The organism is Streptomyces sp. NPDC051104 (genome assembly GCF_040682835.1).
Taxonomy (GTDB): domain Bacteria; phylum Actinomycetota; class Actinomycetes; order Streptomycetales; family Streptomycetaceae; genus Streptomyces; species Streptomyces cynarae.
In genome coordinates this window covers 73,863-89,605 of record NZ_JBFBBS010000007.1, presented here as the reverse complement: position 1 = coordinate 89,605, position 15,743 = coordinate 73,863, and the positions used below count along the sequence as shown (strand labels likewise).

General features: G+C 70.9%; 14 protein-coding genes, 1 pseudogene and 1 riboswitch. Of the genes and pseudogenes, 9 read left to right on the top strand and 6 right to left on the bottom strand.

What is annotated here, in order from left to right; translation table 11 throughout:
* Positions 1–113: 113 nt before the first annotated feature.
* Positions 114–1,223 (bottom strand): annotated as a pseudogene (locus AB0N14_RS13075) (FAD-dependent oxidoreductase); the annotation flags it as partial.
* A gap of 199 nt (positions 1,224–1,422) precedes the next feature.
* Here AB0N14_RS13075 and AB0N14_RS13070 point away from each other — a divergent pair.
* Positions 1,423–2,409, top strand: coding sequence for an aldo/keto reductase (locus tag AB0N14_RS13070; protein WP_366025726.1), 987 nt, complete (start codon positions 1,423–1,425; stop codon positions 2,407–2,409).
* Between the two features lie 112 nt (positions 2,410–2,521).
* On the opposite strand, the gene AB0N14_RS13065 is transcribed toward AB0N14_RS13070, so the two are convergent.
* Positions 2,522–3,058 (bottom strand): NUDIX hydrolase family protein, encoded by a 537-nt coding sequence (locus tag AB0N14_RS13065; protein ID WP_200422004.1) that lies wholly within the window; start codon positions 3,056–3,058, stop codon positions 2,522–2,524.
* Between the two features lie 361 nt (positions 3,059–3,419).
* Here AB0N14_RS13065 and AB0N14_RS13060 point away from each other — a divergent pair, with 361 nt between their 5' ends.
* Positions 3,420–3,692 carry a hypothetical protein gene (locus AB0N14_RS13060; protein ID WP_366025725.1) on the top strand — a complete coding sequence of 91 codons (273 nt, stop codon included), beginning with the start codon at positions 3,420–3,422 and terminating at the stop codon, positions 3,690–3,692.
* Here the strand turns inward: AB0N14_RS13060 and AB0N14_RS13055 are convergent.
* Both AB0N14_RS13055 and AB0N14_RS13050 read right to left on the bottom strand, forming a co-directional pair.
* Positions 3,641–4,447 carry a hypothetical protein gene (locus tag AB0N14_RS13055; protein WP_366025724.1) on the bottom strand — a complete coding sequence of 269 codons (807 nt, stop codon included), beginning with the start codon at positions 4,445–4,447 and terminating at the stop codon, positions 3,641–3,643. The two genes, AB0N14_RS13060 and AB0N14_RS13055, sit on opposite strands and share 52 nt — an antisense overlap.
* 199 nt (positions 4,448–4,646) lie before the next feature.
* Positions 4,647–5,258 (bottom strand): hypothetical protein, encoded by a 612-nt coding sequence (locus AB0N14_RS13050; protein WP_366025723.1) that lies wholly within the window; start codon positions 5,256–5,258, stop codon positions 4,647–4,649.
* A gap of 490 nt (positions 5,259–5,748) precedes the next feature.
* On the opposite strand from AB0N14_RS13050, the gene AB0N14_RS13045 reads away from it, so the two are divergent.
* From AB0N14_RS13045 to AB0N14_RS13015, 7 genes are all read left to right on the top strand, one after another.
* Positions 5,749–6,633, top strand: coding sequence for a glutathione S-transferase C-terminal domain-containing protein (locus AB0N14_RS13045; protein ID WP_366025722.1), 885 nt, complete (start codon positions 5,749–5,751; stop codon positions 6,631–6,633).
* A gap of 88 nt (positions 6,634–6,721) precedes the next feature.
* Positions 6,722–6,831: riboswitch (SAM riboswitch) on the top strand.
* 326 nt (positions 6,832–7,157) lie between these two features.
* Positions 7,158–8,141, top strand: coding sequence for an amino acid ABC transporter permease (locus AB0N14_RS13040; protein WP_366025721.1), 984 nt, complete (start codon positions 7,158–7,160; stop codon positions 8,139–8,141).
* A complete protein-coding gene (locus tag AB0N14_RS13035; protein ID WP_366025720.1) occupies positions 8,138–8,923 on the top strand; it encodes an amino acid ABC transporter ATP-binding protein in 786 nt (261 codons plus the stop codon). Before AB0N14_RS13040 ends, AB0N14_RS13035 begins: the two co-directional genes overlap by 4 nt.
* 76 nt (positions 8,924–8,999) lie before the next feature.
* Positions 9,000–10,025, top strand: a complete 1,026-nt coding sequence (locus AB0N14_RS13030) for a transporter substrate-binding domain-containing protein (protein ID WP_366025719.1) — start codon at positions 9,000–9,002, stop codon at positions 10,023–10,025.
* 17 nt (positions 10,026–10,042) lie between these two features.
* Positions 10,043–10,237 carry a putative leader peptide gene (locus AB0N14_RS13025; RefSeq protein WP_366025718.1) on the top strand — a complete coding sequence of 65 codons (195 nt, stop codon included), beginning with the start codon at positions 10,043–10,045 and terminating at the stop codon, positions 10,235–10,237.
* Positions 10,238–10,360: 123 nt separating this feature from the next.
* On the top strand, positions 10,361–11,572 hold the full coding sequence (locus tag AB0N14_RS13020; RefSeq protein WP_366025717.1) for an LLM class flavin-dependent oxidoreductase: 1,212 nt from the start codon (positions 10,361–10,363) through the stop codon (positions 11,570–11,572).
* A 20-nt stretch (positions 11,573–11,592) separates the two neighbouring features.
* Positions 11,593–12,969, top strand: coding sequence for an NtaA/DmoA family FMN-dependent monooxygenase (locus tag AB0N14_RS13015; protein ID WP_366025716.1), 1,377 nt, complete (start codon positions 11,593–11,595; stop codon positions 12,967–12,969).
* 17 nt (positions 12,970–12,986) lie between these two features.
* Here the strand turns inward: AB0N14_RS13015 and AB0N14_RS13010 are convergent, their stop codons facing one another.
* Both AB0N14_RS13010 and AB0N14_RS13005 read right to left on the bottom strand, forming a co-directional pair.
* A complete protein-coding gene (locus AB0N14_RS13010; protein ID WP_366025715.1) occupies positions 12,987–13,358 on the bottom strand; it encodes a hypothetical protein in 372 nt (123 codons plus the stop codon).
* A gap of 147 nt (positions 13,359–13,505) precedes the next feature.
* Positions 13,506–15,725, bottom strand: a complete 2,220-nt coding sequence (locus tag AB0N14_RS13005; RefSeq protein ID WP_366025714.1) for an NADP-dependent isocitrate dehydrogenase — start codon at positions 15,723–15,725, stop codon at positions 13,506–13,508.
* Positions 15,726–15,743: the final 18 nt, after the last annotated feature.

Below are 15,743 nucleotides of genomic sequence, written 5' to 3'. Positions count from 1 at the left end.
TCCCTTCTACGCGAGCCCTGCCGCGACGGCCTTCTCCGTGGCGGCGCGCACGGCGGCCTCCTGCTCGGGCAGCAGCGGCATGCGCGGCGGGCGCACGGGACCGCCGTACCGGCCTCGGCCCAGCGGACAGGCGTCGCGTACGCGTTGTCGAGCCCCGCGAAGAACGCGCGCAGCGCCGCCTGGCGCCGCGCGGCCCGCTCCCAGCCCCGCGGATCGGGTACGGCACCGGCGAGCCGCGCGGCGCCGGACCGCCCGGCGATGTGCCCCTCGGCGAGGGCGAGCGCCGCGCCGCCGATCCCGGTGGCCTCGCCCGCCGCCCAGACCCCCGGGACGTCGGTGCGCTGTTCGTCGTCGACGGCGACGTTGGTCCCGTCGATGCGGCAGCCGAGGGTTTCGGCTAGGTCGGTGTGCGGGAGCATGCCGTGCCCGACGGCGGGGGTGTCGCAGGGGACACGGCGCGCGGTGCCGGCCCGGACACGTCCGCCTGCGTCGAGCGCGGCGACGGTCACCGCCTTCAGCCGGTCGGTGCCCTGCGCCTCGACCACGGTGTGCCGGGCAAGGATCCGCACCCCGTGCCGCAGCAGCCGGGCCGCGTACGCCGCCGCCTCCACCCCTTTGCCGGGCTGGGCGGCCAGGGCCCCGGCGCACCGTACGAAGGCCCTCGGGCCGGCCGACTCCACGAGCGCGGCGACCGTCACCCCCGCCGCCGCGAGCCCGGTCACGACCGGAAGCAGCAGCGGCCCGGTCCCGGCCACGACCGCCCTGCGCCCCGGCACCACCAGTCCGCCCTTGAGCATGGCCTGGGCGCCGCCTGCGGTGACGACCCCGGGCAGCGTCCAGCCGGGGAAGGGCAGCACCCGCTCGCAGCCGCCGGTCGCCAGAAGCACGGCGCGGGCCCGCACGGCGACCGGCCGCTCCTGCTCGTGCCCGAGCAGGGCGTGCACGGTGAACCCCTCCGACTCCTTCTCCACGCACCACACGTGGTGATCGGCCAGATGGTTGACGCGTCCGGCCGCGAGGTGCCGGTCGAGTCCTTCGCGCAGCCGCAGCCAGGTGCGCCAGGTGCGCCACTGGTGGTGCATGGCCCGCGCGCGCCGTGCGCCGAGTGCCGCGGCGGGCTGCCGGTAGAACTGGCCGCCCGCCTCGGGGGCCGCGTCGACGAGTGTGACGCGTACGCCGCGCGCCGCTGCCGCGAGCGCCGCGGCGAGCCCCGCCGGGCCCGATCACGGTCAGTACTATGTCACATGGTCCCATGGCGGACCAGACGCGCGACGGACGCTGCCGCACAGGCGGATGCCGCCGCACAGACGTCACGCGTTCCCGTCGCTCCCCGGCGCGCCACGGCCCTTGACTTGAAGCGCGCTTCAAGCTGAAGACTCCCGATCGAGCCCGCACCAGCGGGCCGCGACGGGAGGGACCACCATGAAGTACCGGATGATCGGCACCGATCCGAAGACCCGCCGTCGGGTGAGCGTGCTCGCGCTGGGCGCGATGCTGTTCGGCTCCCGGACGGACGAGAAGACCTCCTTCGCCGTCCTCGACCGCTATGTCGAGGCGGGCGGCAACTTCATCGACACGTCCGACAACTACGCCTTCTGGACCGACGGCGGCCAGGGCGGCCAGAGCGAGGAACTGCTCGGCCGCTGGCGCCGCAGCCGCGGCATCGGCGACGAGATCGTGATCGCCACCAAGCTCGGCGCACGCCCGCTGGCTCCCGGCACGAGCTATGTCGACAACCCCGAGGGCCTGTCGGCGAAGGCGATCCGGGAGGCGGCCGAACGCAGCCGGGAACGCCTCGGCGTGGACCGGCTCGACCTGCTGTACGCGCACATCGAGGACCGCACGGTGCCGCTGCGCGAGACCGTCGAGGGGTTCGCCGAACTGGTCGCGGAGGGCACGGTCGGCCTGCTCGGCGTGAGCAACCACGCCGTCTGGCGGGTGGAGCGCGCCCGCGCCCTCGCGGCGGCGGCCGGGCTGCCCGGCTACGAGGTGCTGCAGTACCAGCACAGCTATCTACGCCCGCGCACCGACATCCCCGAGGAGATCTTCCCGGACGGCAGCCTCGGCGGCACCACCGCGGAGCTGCTGAGCTATCTGCGCGACGAGCCGGGCCTGACCCTGGTCGCGTACTCACCGCTGCTCAAGGGCGCCTACGCACGCCGGGACATCCCGTTGCCCCGTGACTTCGACCACCCGGGCACCCCGGCGCGGCTGGCGGTGCTGCGGGAGGTGGCGCGGGAGACCGGGGCGAGTGTCAACCAGGTGGTGCTGGCCTGGCAGATCGGCGGCGACCTGCCGGTGATCCCGCTGGCCGGGGCCTCGTCGGTGGCGCAGTTGGAGGAGAACCTGGCCGCGGTGGAACTGGAACTGACCGCGGAGCAGAGGGCGCGGCTGGACGCGGTGCACTGAGGGCCCCGAGATGCGGGGCTCCAAAGACGCGGCACCGCCGTTGACGCGGCCGCCGGCCCGGCACCGTCGGGGCACCTGGCCGGCGGCCGCGTCGCTCAGGCCCGACAGTCGCTCAGGGCAGGCAGCCGATGTGGGCCAGGGCCTGCTTGAGCAGGACGCCCTGGCCGCCCGGCATCTCGTTCTGGACCACGGCCGACGCGGCCTCCTGGGGACTGAACCACTCCAGGTCCAGCGCGTCCTGGCGGGGACGGCAGTCGCCGGCGACCGGGACGATGTAGGCGAGGGCCACCGCGTGCTGGCGGGGGTCGTGGAACGGGGTGATCCCCAGTGTCGGGAAGTACTCGGCGACGGTGAAGGGCTGCAGGGAGGGCGGAACGCGGGGCAGCGCCACCGGTCCGAGGTCCTTCTCCAGATGGCGCAGGAGGGCGTCACGGACCCGTTCGTGGTGCAGCACCCGCCCCGAGACGAGGGTGCGGCTGACGGTCCCGTCGGGCCCTATCCGCAGCAACAGTCCGATGCTGGTGACTTCACCGCTGTCGTCGACGCGCACGGGCACGGCTTCCACGTACAGGATCGGCATGCGGGCTCGCGCCAACTCGAGCTCGTCGGGAGTCAGCCAGCCGGGCGTGGTTTCGGTCGTGTCAGGCATTGCCCGATCGTACGGTCAACACCCCGGCATCGGCCGCGTGTCTCACCAGGTCAGACGCAAGTCACACCGACGGCATGTGGTCGGCCGCCGCTCGGTCCGCTTTCCCGCACCGGCGAAATCAGGTCGGTGACGGGATGGCGACGGCCGGGGAACGGGACGGGACAGAAAATGTCGGGGAACCGGACCGGAAAGCGACGGTCGGGGAACGAGACGTCACCGATCTGGGTTCGGGCACCGACACCCTCACCCAGTTCCTGGGCGCGCCAAGAAGGGCGTCAAGACCAGCGAGTTCCACCGGATCGGGGTCGGCGCCGGCTCCACCGCCATCGCCGCGCTGCAGAACGGCAAGGTCGACTGGGTCATGACGACGCAGCCGGCGGTCGCCGCGATCCAGAAGAAGGGCGTCGGTACCTCCGCGATCGACCTGGCCACCACGACGGCGATGGGCGGTGCCTATCCCGCGGCCAGTGTGCTCGCCCGCACCGACTGGGTGAACTCGCACAAGGACACCGTGCAGAAGGTCGTCGACGCGCTCGTCGCCACCATGCAGGAGTCACCCGCCCGGTCCCGTGCCGTGGTGTGTCACACGGCGACCGAGTCGCTTCGCACATCGCGCCGCGAGACCGCCAGATAGGCCACGAAGCCGAGGATCGCGACCGTCCACGACAGGGTGACCGGCCCCAGGCCCCAGCCCAGTCCGCCACGGCTGTGGGGCAAGGCCATCCAGTCGGCGATCGACGCACCGAGGGGGCGGGTGACGACGTACGCGGACCAGAACGCGGCCACCGCGCCCAGCAGTCCCCCGCGGTGGGCGACCGCCGGCACACAGATCGCCACGGCGTACAGGACGACGGACCCCAGGTAGCCGAGGCCGATCGTGGCGCTCAGGTCGCCCGCGGCCGTGCCGAGCGCGAACGTGGTGAGCACGGCCGCCCAGTAGAACGTCTCGCGGCGCCGGGTGGAGATGCTGTGGATGGACAGGGTCCGCTCGCTCGCGTACCACAGGGCGAAGACGGCGCCCAGCGCCACCAGGAACAGCGGTGTCGAGAGCGTGTAGGGCACGCCGAGACCCACGTGCAGGACGTCGGCGGCCATCGTGCCGAACACGCTGACCATGACGATGGCGGTCCAGTAGACCCAGGCCACGTACCGGCGAACCGCGAACTGCAGGACCAGGGACCCGAGCAGGGCGAGGGCGCCGAGGCCGACCGCGGGGATCGGGCCGAGCAGGCGGGCCAGGTAGTCGGAGGCGGTCTCGCCCATTCCCGTGGTCAGAACCTTGATGATCCAGAAGTAGACGGTGACTTCCGGCACCTTGTTCGCCGTCCGGCGTATGCGTGCATGGGCGTGGGTGTCGGACCGGTCATCAAGGACGTGCTCAGTGCTCATGGCACGCACGATGACATGAGGAACTGCTGATTCCACAGGCCCCTTTGCCATTGTTTTGGATCTTCTGGTGCAGGCGTTGCCGTAGAGGTTCGGAAACGCGGAGCCGCCCCTCTCGGTGGGGGAGGGGCGGCTGCGTTGTGCGGTGCTGCCCGGTGCGGCTGATGCCACGCGACCGGGAGTCGCTACACGGGCCGACTGATCAAGAGGCCGGAGGCGTGGGGAAATCCGTCACGAAGGTGCACGGTACGTTGATCGGTCGGCCCGGGCCCTGCTGGCCCGAGGCCGTGGTGCAAGTGCCCTCCTGCACCTGTCCATTCGCGGTCAGCACGGAGACGTACACGACAGCATCTCTCTCTGCCAGCGTGGCGTCGATGACGTTGTTCGGGCCTCCCACCGGCAGCCAGCCACTGACAGCGTGTCCCGCGTCCGTACCCGTCTCGGCGACTGTCAGGACGTACACCTGCCCGTTGCATACCACCGAGATGTACTTGGTGTCCCCATGGACGACCGAGTCGATGTCGAAGCAGCCCGAGGGCGGCTTGGTTTCCGTGGGCGAAGCCGTAGGGTACGTGGGCCTGGGCTTGGGACACTTGTCCTTGTCGTGGTCGCCACCGGGGAGGCCCGCGCGGTGCTCGCAGTCGCCGCCGTGCGCCGCGGTCGTGTGCGGGGTGTGGCTACGTGCGGCGGCCACGGTCGGGGTGACCAGACCGGCCGCCACCACCAGTGCGAGCGAGGCGAACTTGCTGGCCCTCTTGTACCTGTCGCGCGCCAGCGGCCCGAGCGGCGAAGGGGCCCTGCCTTCAGGACTCATGTAGGTGCTCCTTAGTTCGAGCGGTCCGGGGGTATTTCCCGAATCCGAAGGGAGCTTTGCGCGCTCGCGCCACATCGCTCGGCAGGCCCTGCCGAAAGGGGTCCATATGTCAGCAAGTTGGACGAACCGGCTGCCTCCAGTCGAGGGAGCCACCAGTCGAAGCGTCGCGCTCACTCCTCGACCACCCTCTTGACGCGGCCCGAGGCCGGATCGACACTGCCGGTGGGATTTCCTAGTGGACAGGTAGGGAAACATGGGGCGCCTGAGGCCGGTCATCAGCCGTGTTCATCGCACGCGCCGGCAGTCCCTCCTGCTGACCTCCCGCCGTCACATCGATCTGCTGCGCGTCTGCAGCGCGAGCAGCCACCGGCGCTGAAACCGGCGGAGCCACGCCGCGCCGCCGCCACCCCGCGCCGTTCGCGCCGGGGAGCGCCGCCTGCCCGTGGGCCACCACCTCCATACCCTCGCGTCCCAGAACCCCGGGAGAGACATGTCCGCCCATGCCCTGACCGCACTCCCGTCCGCACAGCCGGTCCCCGCCTTCCGCGGCCGGATCGGCTGCGACGCGCGCAGCGGCCACTACGCCGTGCCGCGCCGCTACCGTCTCCACCTGTCGCTGGCGTGTCCGCACTGTCTGCGGATAGCCATCACGCACAGCCTGCTCGGCCTCGTGGACGTCTGTCCCGTCACGCTGCTGCCCCCGGTGCCCGACGGCCCTGGCGGCGAGTACTCCGCGCTGCGTCCGCTGTACGAGGCCAGTGCCCACCGCTACCCCGGAGCCGCCCTGGCACCGGTGCTCAGCGACGACTGGTCGGGCCGGATCGTCAGCACCCACGCTCCGGACATCGTGCGCGACCTGGCGCGGCACTTCGGCACGGACCACCCCGCGCTGTATCCGCAGGGTGCGGACGCCGAGATCGAGGGTGTCCGGCGGCTGTGCGAGCAGGGCATCGACGCGGCCGCCCAGCGCGCCGGACGCGTCGACGCCGACCCGGAGCAACGGGACGCCGCGCTCACCTCGCTGCTGTGCACCCTGCGGTCACTGGAGGGACGGCTCGCCCGGCAGGAGTACCTGCTCGGCGACCAACTCACCGCAGCGGACGTGGAGTTGTGGGTCAGCCTGGTGCAGCTCGACACCGTGCACCGCTGGCACCTGGACGCCGCCGCGGTGCACCGCATCGCCGACCACCCGCACCTGTGGGCGTACGCCCGCCGGCTGGCCGCCCACCCCGCCTTCGGTCCGCACCTCGACCACGCCGGCATCGCCCGACGGCACCACGCGCACTGTCGGGGACTCGAGGCCGCGGGCGCCGCGGTGCAGATCCTGGACTGGGCCTCCCACGTCCCCAACGACGCCGCCACCCGCACCGGTTGAGGGGCAGGACGGCGCCGCCGAGCACGTATCACCTGCCGGACGCACGTTGACATCGCTTGCGGCGCCTGTATTGACTTACGGCCAGAAAGGTCATGAGCGTCAGCGACAAGCCCTGGCTGGCTGACCGGCAACCCTCGCACCGCGGTGGGGTGCCCCAGGTGACGACCCGACCGGATGACGTTTCGGTAAGCGCGTGGCCCCCCGGGCCGGAAGAACGACGGAGACAGTGATGTACGCAGCCTCGAGGACAGCCGCAGTGCGGCTCCGTGGCTGCGTCCTGCTGTGCGCCAACCGTTCAGTCGACCTGCTCCGCGTCAACAGCGCACTGTGTACCACCCCGGGCTCTGCCCGCTGTCACGGCTGACGGCGTTCTGAATCCCTGACGCGCACCGCCGCCGCGGTGTGCCCTCGTTCCGTCCCGTCCCCGGTGCACTGCGCTTCACCAGCCTCGTCACGCCGCGGCCCGTGCCGCCAGGCGGTGCCGTGGCGCGCCGCCCGGGCGTTCGACTCCGCTGGAGCCTGTCATGAGTGAACCCCCCGGAGCCGCCGTGTCGCTCGCCCCGGCGCCGCCTGGCGCAGACACCGCGGCCAAGCCCCCCGCGGCCCAGCGGGTACTGCCCCTGCGCCGGCCGGGCCGCTGGATCGCCACGGCGGTCGTGCTGGTCCTCGTCGCCCAGTTCGTCCACGGCCTGGTCTCCAACCCGTTCTACCAGTGGGACCGCTTCGCCTACTGGTTCCTGCGCCCCACCATCCTCGACGGGCTGCTCATCACGCTCGAAGTCACCGCGCTCAGCGCCGTGTTGGGCCTGCTCGGCGGAATCGTGCTCGCACTGGCCCGGCTGTCGAAGAGCCCGGTCCTGCGCGCGGTCAGCTGGACGTACGTGTGGGCGCTGCGCTCCACACCGCTGATCGTGGTGCTGATCCTCCTCTACAACTTCAGCGCCCTGTACAAGACGCTGAGCGTCGGCGTGCCCTTCGGCCCGGCCTTCTTCAGCTTCGACGAGTCCAAGCTCGCCACCGATATGGTCGTCGCCGTCGTCGGACTGAGCCTGAACGAGGCGGCGTACGCGGCGGAGGTGGTCCGCGGCGGCATCCTCTCGGTCGACCAGGGCCAGCACGAGGCGGCCGCCGCGCTCGGCCTGCCGAAGGGCCACCAGTTCCGGCGGATCGTCTTCCCGCAGGCCCTCAGGTCCATCACCCCGAACTACGTCAACCAGCTGATCGGCCTGGTCAAGAGCACGTCACTCGTGTTCTACGTGTCGCTGCTCGACCTGTTCGGCTCCGCGCAGGCCATGGGCAGCACCTACCCCGGCGACATCGTGCCGCTGCTGCTGGTCGTCACCGTCTGGTACCTGATCCTGACGAGCCTCGTGTCCGTCGTCCAGTTCTACGTCGAGCGGTACTACGCCCGCGGCGCCACCCGCGCGCTGCCGCCGACCCCGTTGCAGAAGCTCCGCACCGGTCTCGCCGATCTGCGGGCCCGTGCGCGCAGGGAGGCCGCCGTATGACCACCGACACGCTTCAGACCCGCCCCGCCGCCATCCAGGTGCACGACGTGCACAAGGCGTTCGGCGCCCACCAGGTGCTGCGCGGCGTGGAGTTGACCGTACGGCCGGGCGAGGTGACCGTGATCCTCGGCCCGTCCGGCTCCGGCAAGTCCACCCTGCTGCGGGTGATCAACCACCTGGAGAAGCCCGACCGTGGCTATGTCAGCGTCGGCGGCGAGCCCATCGGCGTGCGCCGGCACGGAGACCACCTCAAGGAGCTGAGCGAGCGGGTCATCCTGGGCCAGCGCAGCCGCATCGGATTCGTCTTCCAGAACTTCAACCTCTTCCCGCACCTGACCGTGCTGGAGAACGTGACAGCGGCGCCGGTGGCGACCGGCAAGCTGACCAAGCCGGAGGCCCGGGACGTCGCCCTCGACCTGCTCGGCCGGGTCGGACTCGCCGACAAGACCGGCGCCTACCCGCGGCAGCTCTCGGGCGGCCAGCAGCAGCGCGTCGCCATCGCCCGCGCGCTCGCCCTGCGGCCCGGCGTCATCCTCTTCGACGAACCCACTTCGGCCCTCGACCCCGAACTCGTCGGCGAGGTGCTGGCCGTCATCAAGGACCTGGCCGGCGGCGGCACCACGCTGGTCATCGTCACCCACGAGATCGGCTTCGCCCGCGAATGCGCCGACCGGGTGATCTTCATGGACGACGGCCGGATCGTCGAACAGGGGCCGCCCGCCGAGGTCCTCGACAACCCGCGGCACGAGCGGACCCGGGACTTCCTGAGCAAGGTGCTCTGAACCCGCCGGTTCCGCGTTCCTCTCCAAAACCTCCCCCCACGCCACCACCGCCACCGCTCACCGGACAAGGACAGCCATGCCCACCCTCAGTCTCCGCACCCGACTCCTGCGCGGTCTCACCGCAGGCACCGCCGTCGCCTCCCTCGCCGCCGGACTCGCCGCGTGCGGGGGCAGGAGCGACACCGCCACCAACACGGACAGCGCATCCTCCGGCACGGTCACCGTGGGGCAGCTCTCCAACGGCGCCGCCACGCAGACCGCCCTCGAGGTGTCCGAGGTGAAGTCCCTCAACGCCGAACTGCCCGCCGCCATCCGCAAGAGCGGCAAGCTGGAGATCGGCATCGGCGCCCTGCCCTCCGGCTTCGCACCGCTGGCGTACGTGGGCAGCGACCAGAAGACCCTCACCGGCGCCGAACCCGACTTCGGCCGCCTGGTGGCCGCGGTCCTCGGCCTCAAGCCCGAGCTGAAGAACTTCACCTGGGAGAACCTGTTCGTCGGCATCGACAGCGGCAAGGTCGATGTGGCCTTCTCCAACGTCACCGACACCGAGGAGCGCAAGAAGAAGTACGAGTTCGCCTCCTACCGGCAGGACAACCTGGCCTTCGAGGTGCCGAGGACGAGCACCTGGAACTTCGACGGCAACTACGAGAACCTCGAGGGCAGGACCGTCTCGGTCGGCTCGGGCACCAACCAGGAGAAGATCCTCCTGGAGTGGAAGGCGAAGCTGGCCAAGGAGGGCAAGAAGCTCACCGTCAAGTACTACCCGGACCGCAACGGCACCTATCTGGCGCTGTCCAGCGGCAAGATCGACGCGTACTTCGGCCCCAACCCCGGTATCGCCTACCACATCAGGCAGGTCGCGAACACGCCCCAGGCGACCCGCAACGCGGGCGAGTTCTCCGGCGCCGGCGAGTCCCTGCAGGGGCTGATCGCGGCGACCGCGAAGAAGGACAGCGGGCTCGCGAAGCCGCTCGCCGACGCCATCAACCACCTGATCAAGACCGGCCAGTACGCCAAGTGGCTGGCCGCCTGGAACCTGTCCAACGAGGCCGTCGCCAAGTCCGAGGTCAACCCGCCCGGGCTGCCGCTCGACAACTCCTGACCGAAGGGATTCCCGGAGTGCGGAACAGACGGCGGAGCCGGGCTGTTGTCGTTGACGACGAGCTGCGCGCCACGACGGCCGTACGGACGGAGGTGCAGGACGTGACCCGTACCGTGCACGCCCGCGTCCTGAACCCGTCCCGCCGTCCGCTTCTGCACTCCCGGGCCCACATCGATCTGCTGCGCGTGGCCGGCGCGCTCTGTTGCTCCTGACCGTCCCCAGCCTTCGGCCGGGGCCCCCACCTCGCCGCGCCCGCCCTCCGCCGCGCCCGCCCTCCGCCGCGCCCGCCGGCGCCGGCCGGCCATCTCGTACGGACTTCAGGAAGGCACCCACTCGTGTCCTCGACTTCCCCTTCCCACCTGCACCTTGCCGTCGCCCTGGACGGCACCGGCTGGCATCCCGCCTCCTGGCGCGAGCCCGTGGCCCGGCCCCGGGACCTGTTCACGGCCGGCTACTGGGCCGACCTGGTCACCGAGGCCGAAGGCGGTCTGCTCGACTTCGTGACCATCGAAGACGGGCTCGGACCCCAGTCCTCCCACTTCCTCGACCCGGACGAGCGCACCGACCAGGTACGCGGACGCCTGGACGCCGTGCTCATCGCCTCCCGTGTCGCGCCACTGACCCGGCACATAGGGCTGGTGCCGACCGTGGTGGCCACCCACACGGAGCCGTTCCACATCTCCAAGGCGATCGCCACTCTGGACTACGTGAGCACGGGCCGTGCGGGCCTGCGCGTACAGATCACCGCACGTCCGAACGAGGCCGCGCACTTCGGCCGCCGCACGATCCCGAGGATCGACGCCTACGACAGCCCGGCCGCCCTGGGCGTCGTGACCGACCTCTTCGACGAGACCGCCGACTACGTCGAGGTCGTCCGGCGCCTGTGGGACAGCTGGGAGGACGACGCGGAGATCCGGGACGTCGCCACCGGCCGCTTCATCGACCGGGACAAGCTGCACTACATCGACTTCGAGGGCAGGTTCTTCAGCGTCAAGGGCCCGTCCATCACGCCCCGACCGCCGCAGGGCCAGCCGATCGTCACCGCTCTCGCCCACCAGACCGTCCCCTACCGGCTGGTGGCCCGCCAGGCCGACATCGGCTACGTCACCCCGCACGACGCGGACCAGGCCCGGGCGATCGTCGCCGAGATCCGCGCCGAGCAGGAGACGGCGGGCCGGGCCGGGGAGCCGCTGCACGTCTTCGGCGACCTCGTGGTCTTCCTGGACGACGACCCGGCCAGGGCCACGGCCCGCAAGGAGCGCCTGGAGGATCTCGCCGGACACGAGTACACCAGCGACGCCCGCGTCTTCACCGGCACCCCAGCTCAACTGGCCGATCTCCTGGAGGAGTTGCGGTACGGAGGACTGACCGGCTTCCGGCTGCGCCCCGCTGTCACCGGCCAGGACCTCCCCGCCATCACCCGCGGCCTGGTCCCCGAGCTCCAGCGCCGTGACGTCTTCCGCCGCGCCTACGAGTCCGACACCCTGCGCGGACTGCTGGGGCTCGCCCGCCCCGCCAACCGCTACTCCACAGCCGTCACCGCCTGAGCCGGAGGGACCCGCAGACCATGAGCAAGCCGCTGAAGCAGATCCATCTGGCCGCCCACTTCCCGGGCGTCAACAACACCACCGTGTGGAGCGACCCGAAGGCCGGCAGCCACATCGAGTTCAGCTCCTTCGTGCACTTCGCGCGCACCGCCGAACGGGCCAAGTTCGACTTCCTGTTCCTCGCCGAGGGCCTGCGCCTGCGCGAACAGGGCGGGAAGATCTACGACCTGGACGTCGTGGGCCGCCCCGACACCTTCACCGTGCTCGCCGCCCTGGCCGCCGTCACCGACCGGCTCGGCCTGACCGGCACCATCAACTCCACCTTCAACGAGCCCTATGAGGTGGCCCGCCAGTTCGCCAGCCTCGACCACCTCTCCGGCGGACGATCGGCGTGGAACGTCGTCACCTCCTGGGATGCCTTCACCGGCGAGAACTTCCGCCGCGGCGGCTTCCTGCCGCAGGAGGAGCGCTACTCCCGGGCGAAGGAGTTCCTGGCCACCGCGAACGAACTCTTCGACTCCTGGCACGGCGGCGAGATCCTCGCCGACCAGGCCACCGGCACCTTCCTGCGGGACGCCAAGGCCGGCGCCTTCGTCCACCGGGGAAAGCACTTCGACATCCACGGCCGGTTCAACGTCCCGCGCAGCCCGCAGGGCCGCCCGGTCGTCTTCCAGGCGGGCGACTCCGAGGAGGGCCGCGAGTTCGCCGCCTCCAGTGCCGACGCCATCTTCAGCCGGCACGCCACCCTGGAGGCGGGCCAGGCCTTCTACGCGGACGTCAAGGGCCGTCTGGCCAAGTACGGGCGGGGACACGACCAGTTGCTCATCCTGCCCGCCGCGACCTTCGTCCTCGGCGACACGGACGCGGAGGCCGAGGATCTGGCCCGCGAGGTGCGCCGGCAACAGGTCAGCGGTGCCACGGCCATCAAGCACCTGGAGTTCGTCTGGAACCGGGACCTGTCGGCGTACGACCCGGACGGCCCGCTGCCCGACATCGACCCGAACGTGAGCGAGGAGCACATCTCCCGCGGCCGTGCCCAGGTACGCATGTACCGCGACCCGCTGGCCACCGCCCGCGAGTGGCGGGAGCTCGCCGTCGTCAACAACTGGTCCATCCGCGACCTCGTCATCCACACCGGCAACCGGCAGACCTTCGTCGGCTCCCCGTCCACCGTCGCGAAGACCGTCAACGAATTCGTGCAGGCCGACGCCTCCGACGGCTTCATCCTGGTCCCGCACATCACCCCCGGCGGCCTGGACCCGTTCGCCGACAAGGTCGTCCCGCTCCTGCAGGAGCAGGGCGTCTTCCGCACCGACTACGAGGGCACGACCCTGCGCGACCACCTGGGCCTCGCCCACCCGGACACCGGGGCGCCCAGGGAGCGAGCGGCGTCGTAAGCGTGCCGTCCGGCGGGTCACTCCTTCCAGTCGAGCTGGTCCTCGGGAGTGCCCACGCTCCGTCCGTACGCCACCGCTTCGGCGCGGCCCTGGGCATCGCCGCGCCGATAGCGGAACACCTTCCCGGCGAAGACGACCACCCGGTCGTCCCCGACCACGAAGTCCGAGTACCAGCCCATGTCCGGCTCCAGCGCCTCAGCCAGGGCCTGCGAGAGGGCGGTCGCATGGGAGTCGTCCGTCTCGAACTCGACGAAGGTCCAGGTGGACGGCTGCCCGGCCCGGGCACTCCTGGAGACGTCGATGCGGGTCACCTTGCGGATGCGCAGGCCCTCCGGCTCGAACACCGCACCGGTGCGCAGACTTTCGCCGATGACATACCCGTTGATCACAGCTCGCCTCGCCCTCTCCGACCACGCCGACACCGACCACGTTAGGCCCCGGTACTGACAACGGGGGTGGTCAGCCGAACCATGCGCGACCGCCCCGGCCGGATCGGATCCGGCCGGGGCGGCTGTCACGCGGACAGGGCTGCCGTCCTACGCGAGCGACGCCAGCGCCTCGTTCCAGGTCGCCGACGGACGCATGACCTCGGCGGCCTTCGCCGGGTCGGGCTGGTAGTAGCCGCCGATGTCGGCCGGCTTGCCCTGGACGGCGTTCAGCTCCTCGACGATCTTCTGCTCGTTGGCGGAGAGCGTCTCGGCGAGCGGGGCGAACGCCTTGGCCAGCTCGGCGTCGTCGGTCTGCCTGGCCAACTCCTGCGCCCAGTACAGGGACAGGTAGAAGTGGCTGCCGCGGTTGTCGATGCCGCCGACGCGACGGGTCGGGGACTTGTCCTCGTTCAGGAAGGTCGCCGTGGCGCGGTCGAGGGTGTCGGCCAGCACCTGGGCACGGGCGTTGCCCGTGACCTTCGCGTACTGCTCGAAGGACGGCACCAGGGCGAAGAACTCACCCAGGGAGTCCCAGCGCAGGTAGTTCTCCTTGACCAGCTGCTGGACGTGCTTCGGGGCGGAGCCGCCGGCGCCCGTCTCGAACAGGCCGCCGCCCGCCATCAGCGGGACGACCGACAGCATCTTGGCGCTGGTGCCCAGCTCCAGGATGGGGAACAGGTCGGTCAGGTAGTCGCGCAGCACGTTGCCGGTGACGGAGATGGTGTTCTCGCCGCGGCGGATCCGCTCCACGGACAGCTTGGTCGCCTCGACCGGAGAGAGGATCCTGATGTCCAGGCCCTCGGTGTCGTGCTCGGACAGGTACTGCTTGACCTTGGCGATCAGGTTCGCGTCGTGGGCGCGGGTCTCGTCCAGCCAGAAGACGGCCGGGTCGCCGGTGGCACGGGCGCGGGTGACGGCCAGCTTGACCCAGTCCTTGATCGGGGCGTCCTTGGTCTGGCAGGCGCGGAAGATGTCACCGGCGGAGACGGTCTGCTCGATGACCACGTTGCCGTTGCCGTCGACCAGGCGGACCGTGCCCGTGGTCGGGATCTCGAAGGTCTTGTCGTGGCTGCCGTACTCCTCGGCCTTCTGCGCCATGAGGCCGACGTTCGGGACCGAGCCCATGGTGGCCGGGTCGTACGCGCCGTTGGCGCGGCAGTCGTCGATCACGGCCTGGTAGACGCCGGAGTAGCTGGAGTCCGGCAGGACCGCGAGGGTGTCGTGCTCCTGGCCGTCCGGGCCCCACATGTGGCCGGAGGTGCGGATCATGGCCGGCATGGAGGCGTCGACGATCACGTCGGACGGGACGTGCAGGTTGGTGATGCCCTTGTCGGAGTCGACCATGGCCAGGTCCGGGCCCTCGGCGAGCTCGGCGTCGAAGGAGGCCTTGATCTCGTCGCCGTTCGGCAGGGCCTGAAGGCCCTTGAAGATGCCGCCCAGACCGTCGTTCGGGGTCAGACCGGCCGCGGCGAACGTCTCGCCGTACTTCGCGAACGTCTTCGGGAAGAAGGCGCGCACCACGTGACCGAAGATGATCGGGTCGGAGACCTTCATCATCGTGGCCTTCAGGTGCACGGAGAACAGGACGCCCTCCTCCTTGGCCTTGGCGACCTGCGCCGTGAGGAACTCGCGCAGCGCGGCGACGCGCATCACGGAGGCGTCGACGACCTCGCCCTCGAGGACCGGCACCGACTCGCGCAGCACGGTGGTCGAGCCGTCGTCGCCCTTCAGCTCGATGCGCAGCGAACCGGCCTCGGGGATCACCGCGGACTTCTCCGTGGAGCGGAAGTCGTCCACGCCCATGGTCGCCACGTTCGTCTTGGACTCGGAGGTCCAGGCGCCCATGCGGTGCGGGTGGGTCTTGGCGTAGTTCTTGACCGAGGCGGGAGCCCGGCGGTCGGAGTTGCCCTCGCGCAGGACCGGGTTCACGGCGGAGCCCTTGACCTTGTCGTAACGGGCGCGGATCTCCCGCTCCTCGTCGGTCTTCGGCTCGTCCGGGTACTCCGGCAGCGCGTAGCCCTTGCCCTGCAGCTCGGCGACGGCCGCCTTCAGCTGCGGTACGGACGCCGAGATGTTCGGCAGCTTGATGATGTTGGCCGCGGGGGTCTTGGCCAGCTCGCCGAGCTCCGTGAGGTCGTCGTTGATCCGCTGGTCCTCGTTCAGGTACTCCGGGAAGACCGCGAGGATGCGCCCGGCCAGCGAGATGTCGCGCGTCTCGACGGCGACACCCGCCTTCCCGGCGTAGGCCGTGACCACCGGCAGGAAGGAATACGTCGCCAGGGCCGGGGCCTCGTCAGTGTGCGTGTAGATGATGGTCGAGTCAGTCACCGGGTGCTCCGCTCCACG

What these genes read in the sequence shown, in the direction of transcription:
- AB0N14_RS13070 (WP_366025726.1), top strand. Translation starts at nt 1,423, where the DNA reads ATGAAGTACCGGATGATCGGCACCGATCCGAAGACCCGCCGTCGGGTG.
- AB0N14_RS13065 (WP_200422004.1), bottom strand. Translation starts at nt 3,058, where the DNA reads ATGCCTGACACGACCGAAACCACGCCCGGCTGGCTGACTCCCGACGAG.
- AB0N14_RS13060 (WP_366025725.1), top strand. Translation starts at nt 3,420, where the DNA reads ATGACGACGCAGCCGGCGGTCGCCGCGATCCAGAAGAAGGGCGTCGGT.
- AB0N14_RS13055 (WP_366025724.1), bottom strand. Translation starts at nt 4,447, where the DNA reads ATGAGCACTGAGCACGTCCTTGATGACCGGTCCGACACCCACGCCCAT.
- AB0N14_RS13050 (WP_366025723.1), bottom strand. Translation starts at nt 5,258, where the DNA reads ATGAGTCCTGAAGGCAGGGCCCCTTCGCCGCTCGGGCCGCTGGCGCGC.
- AB0N14_RS13045 (WP_366025722.1), top strand. Translation starts at nt 5,749, where the DNA reads ATGTCCGCCCATGCCCTGACCGCACTCCCGTCCGCACAGCCGGTCCCC.
- AB0N14_RS13040 (WP_366025721.1), top strand. Translation starts at nt 7,158, where the DNA reads ATGAGTGAACCCCCCGGAGCCGCCGTGTCGCTCGCCCCGGCGCCGCCT.
- AB0N14_RS13035 (WP_366025720.1), top strand. Translation starts at nt 8,138, where the DNA reads ATGACCACCGACACGCTTCAGACCCGCCCCGCCGCCATCCAGGTGCAC.
- AB0N14_RS13030 (WP_366025719.1), top strand. Translation starts at nt 9,000, where the DNA reads ATGCCCACCCTCAGTCTCCGCACCCGACTCCTGCGCGGTCTCACCGCA.
- AB0N14_RS13015 (WP_366025716.1), top strand. Translation starts at nt 11,593, where the DNA reads ATGAGCAAGCCGCTGAAGCAGATCCATCTGGCCGCCCACTTCCCGGGC.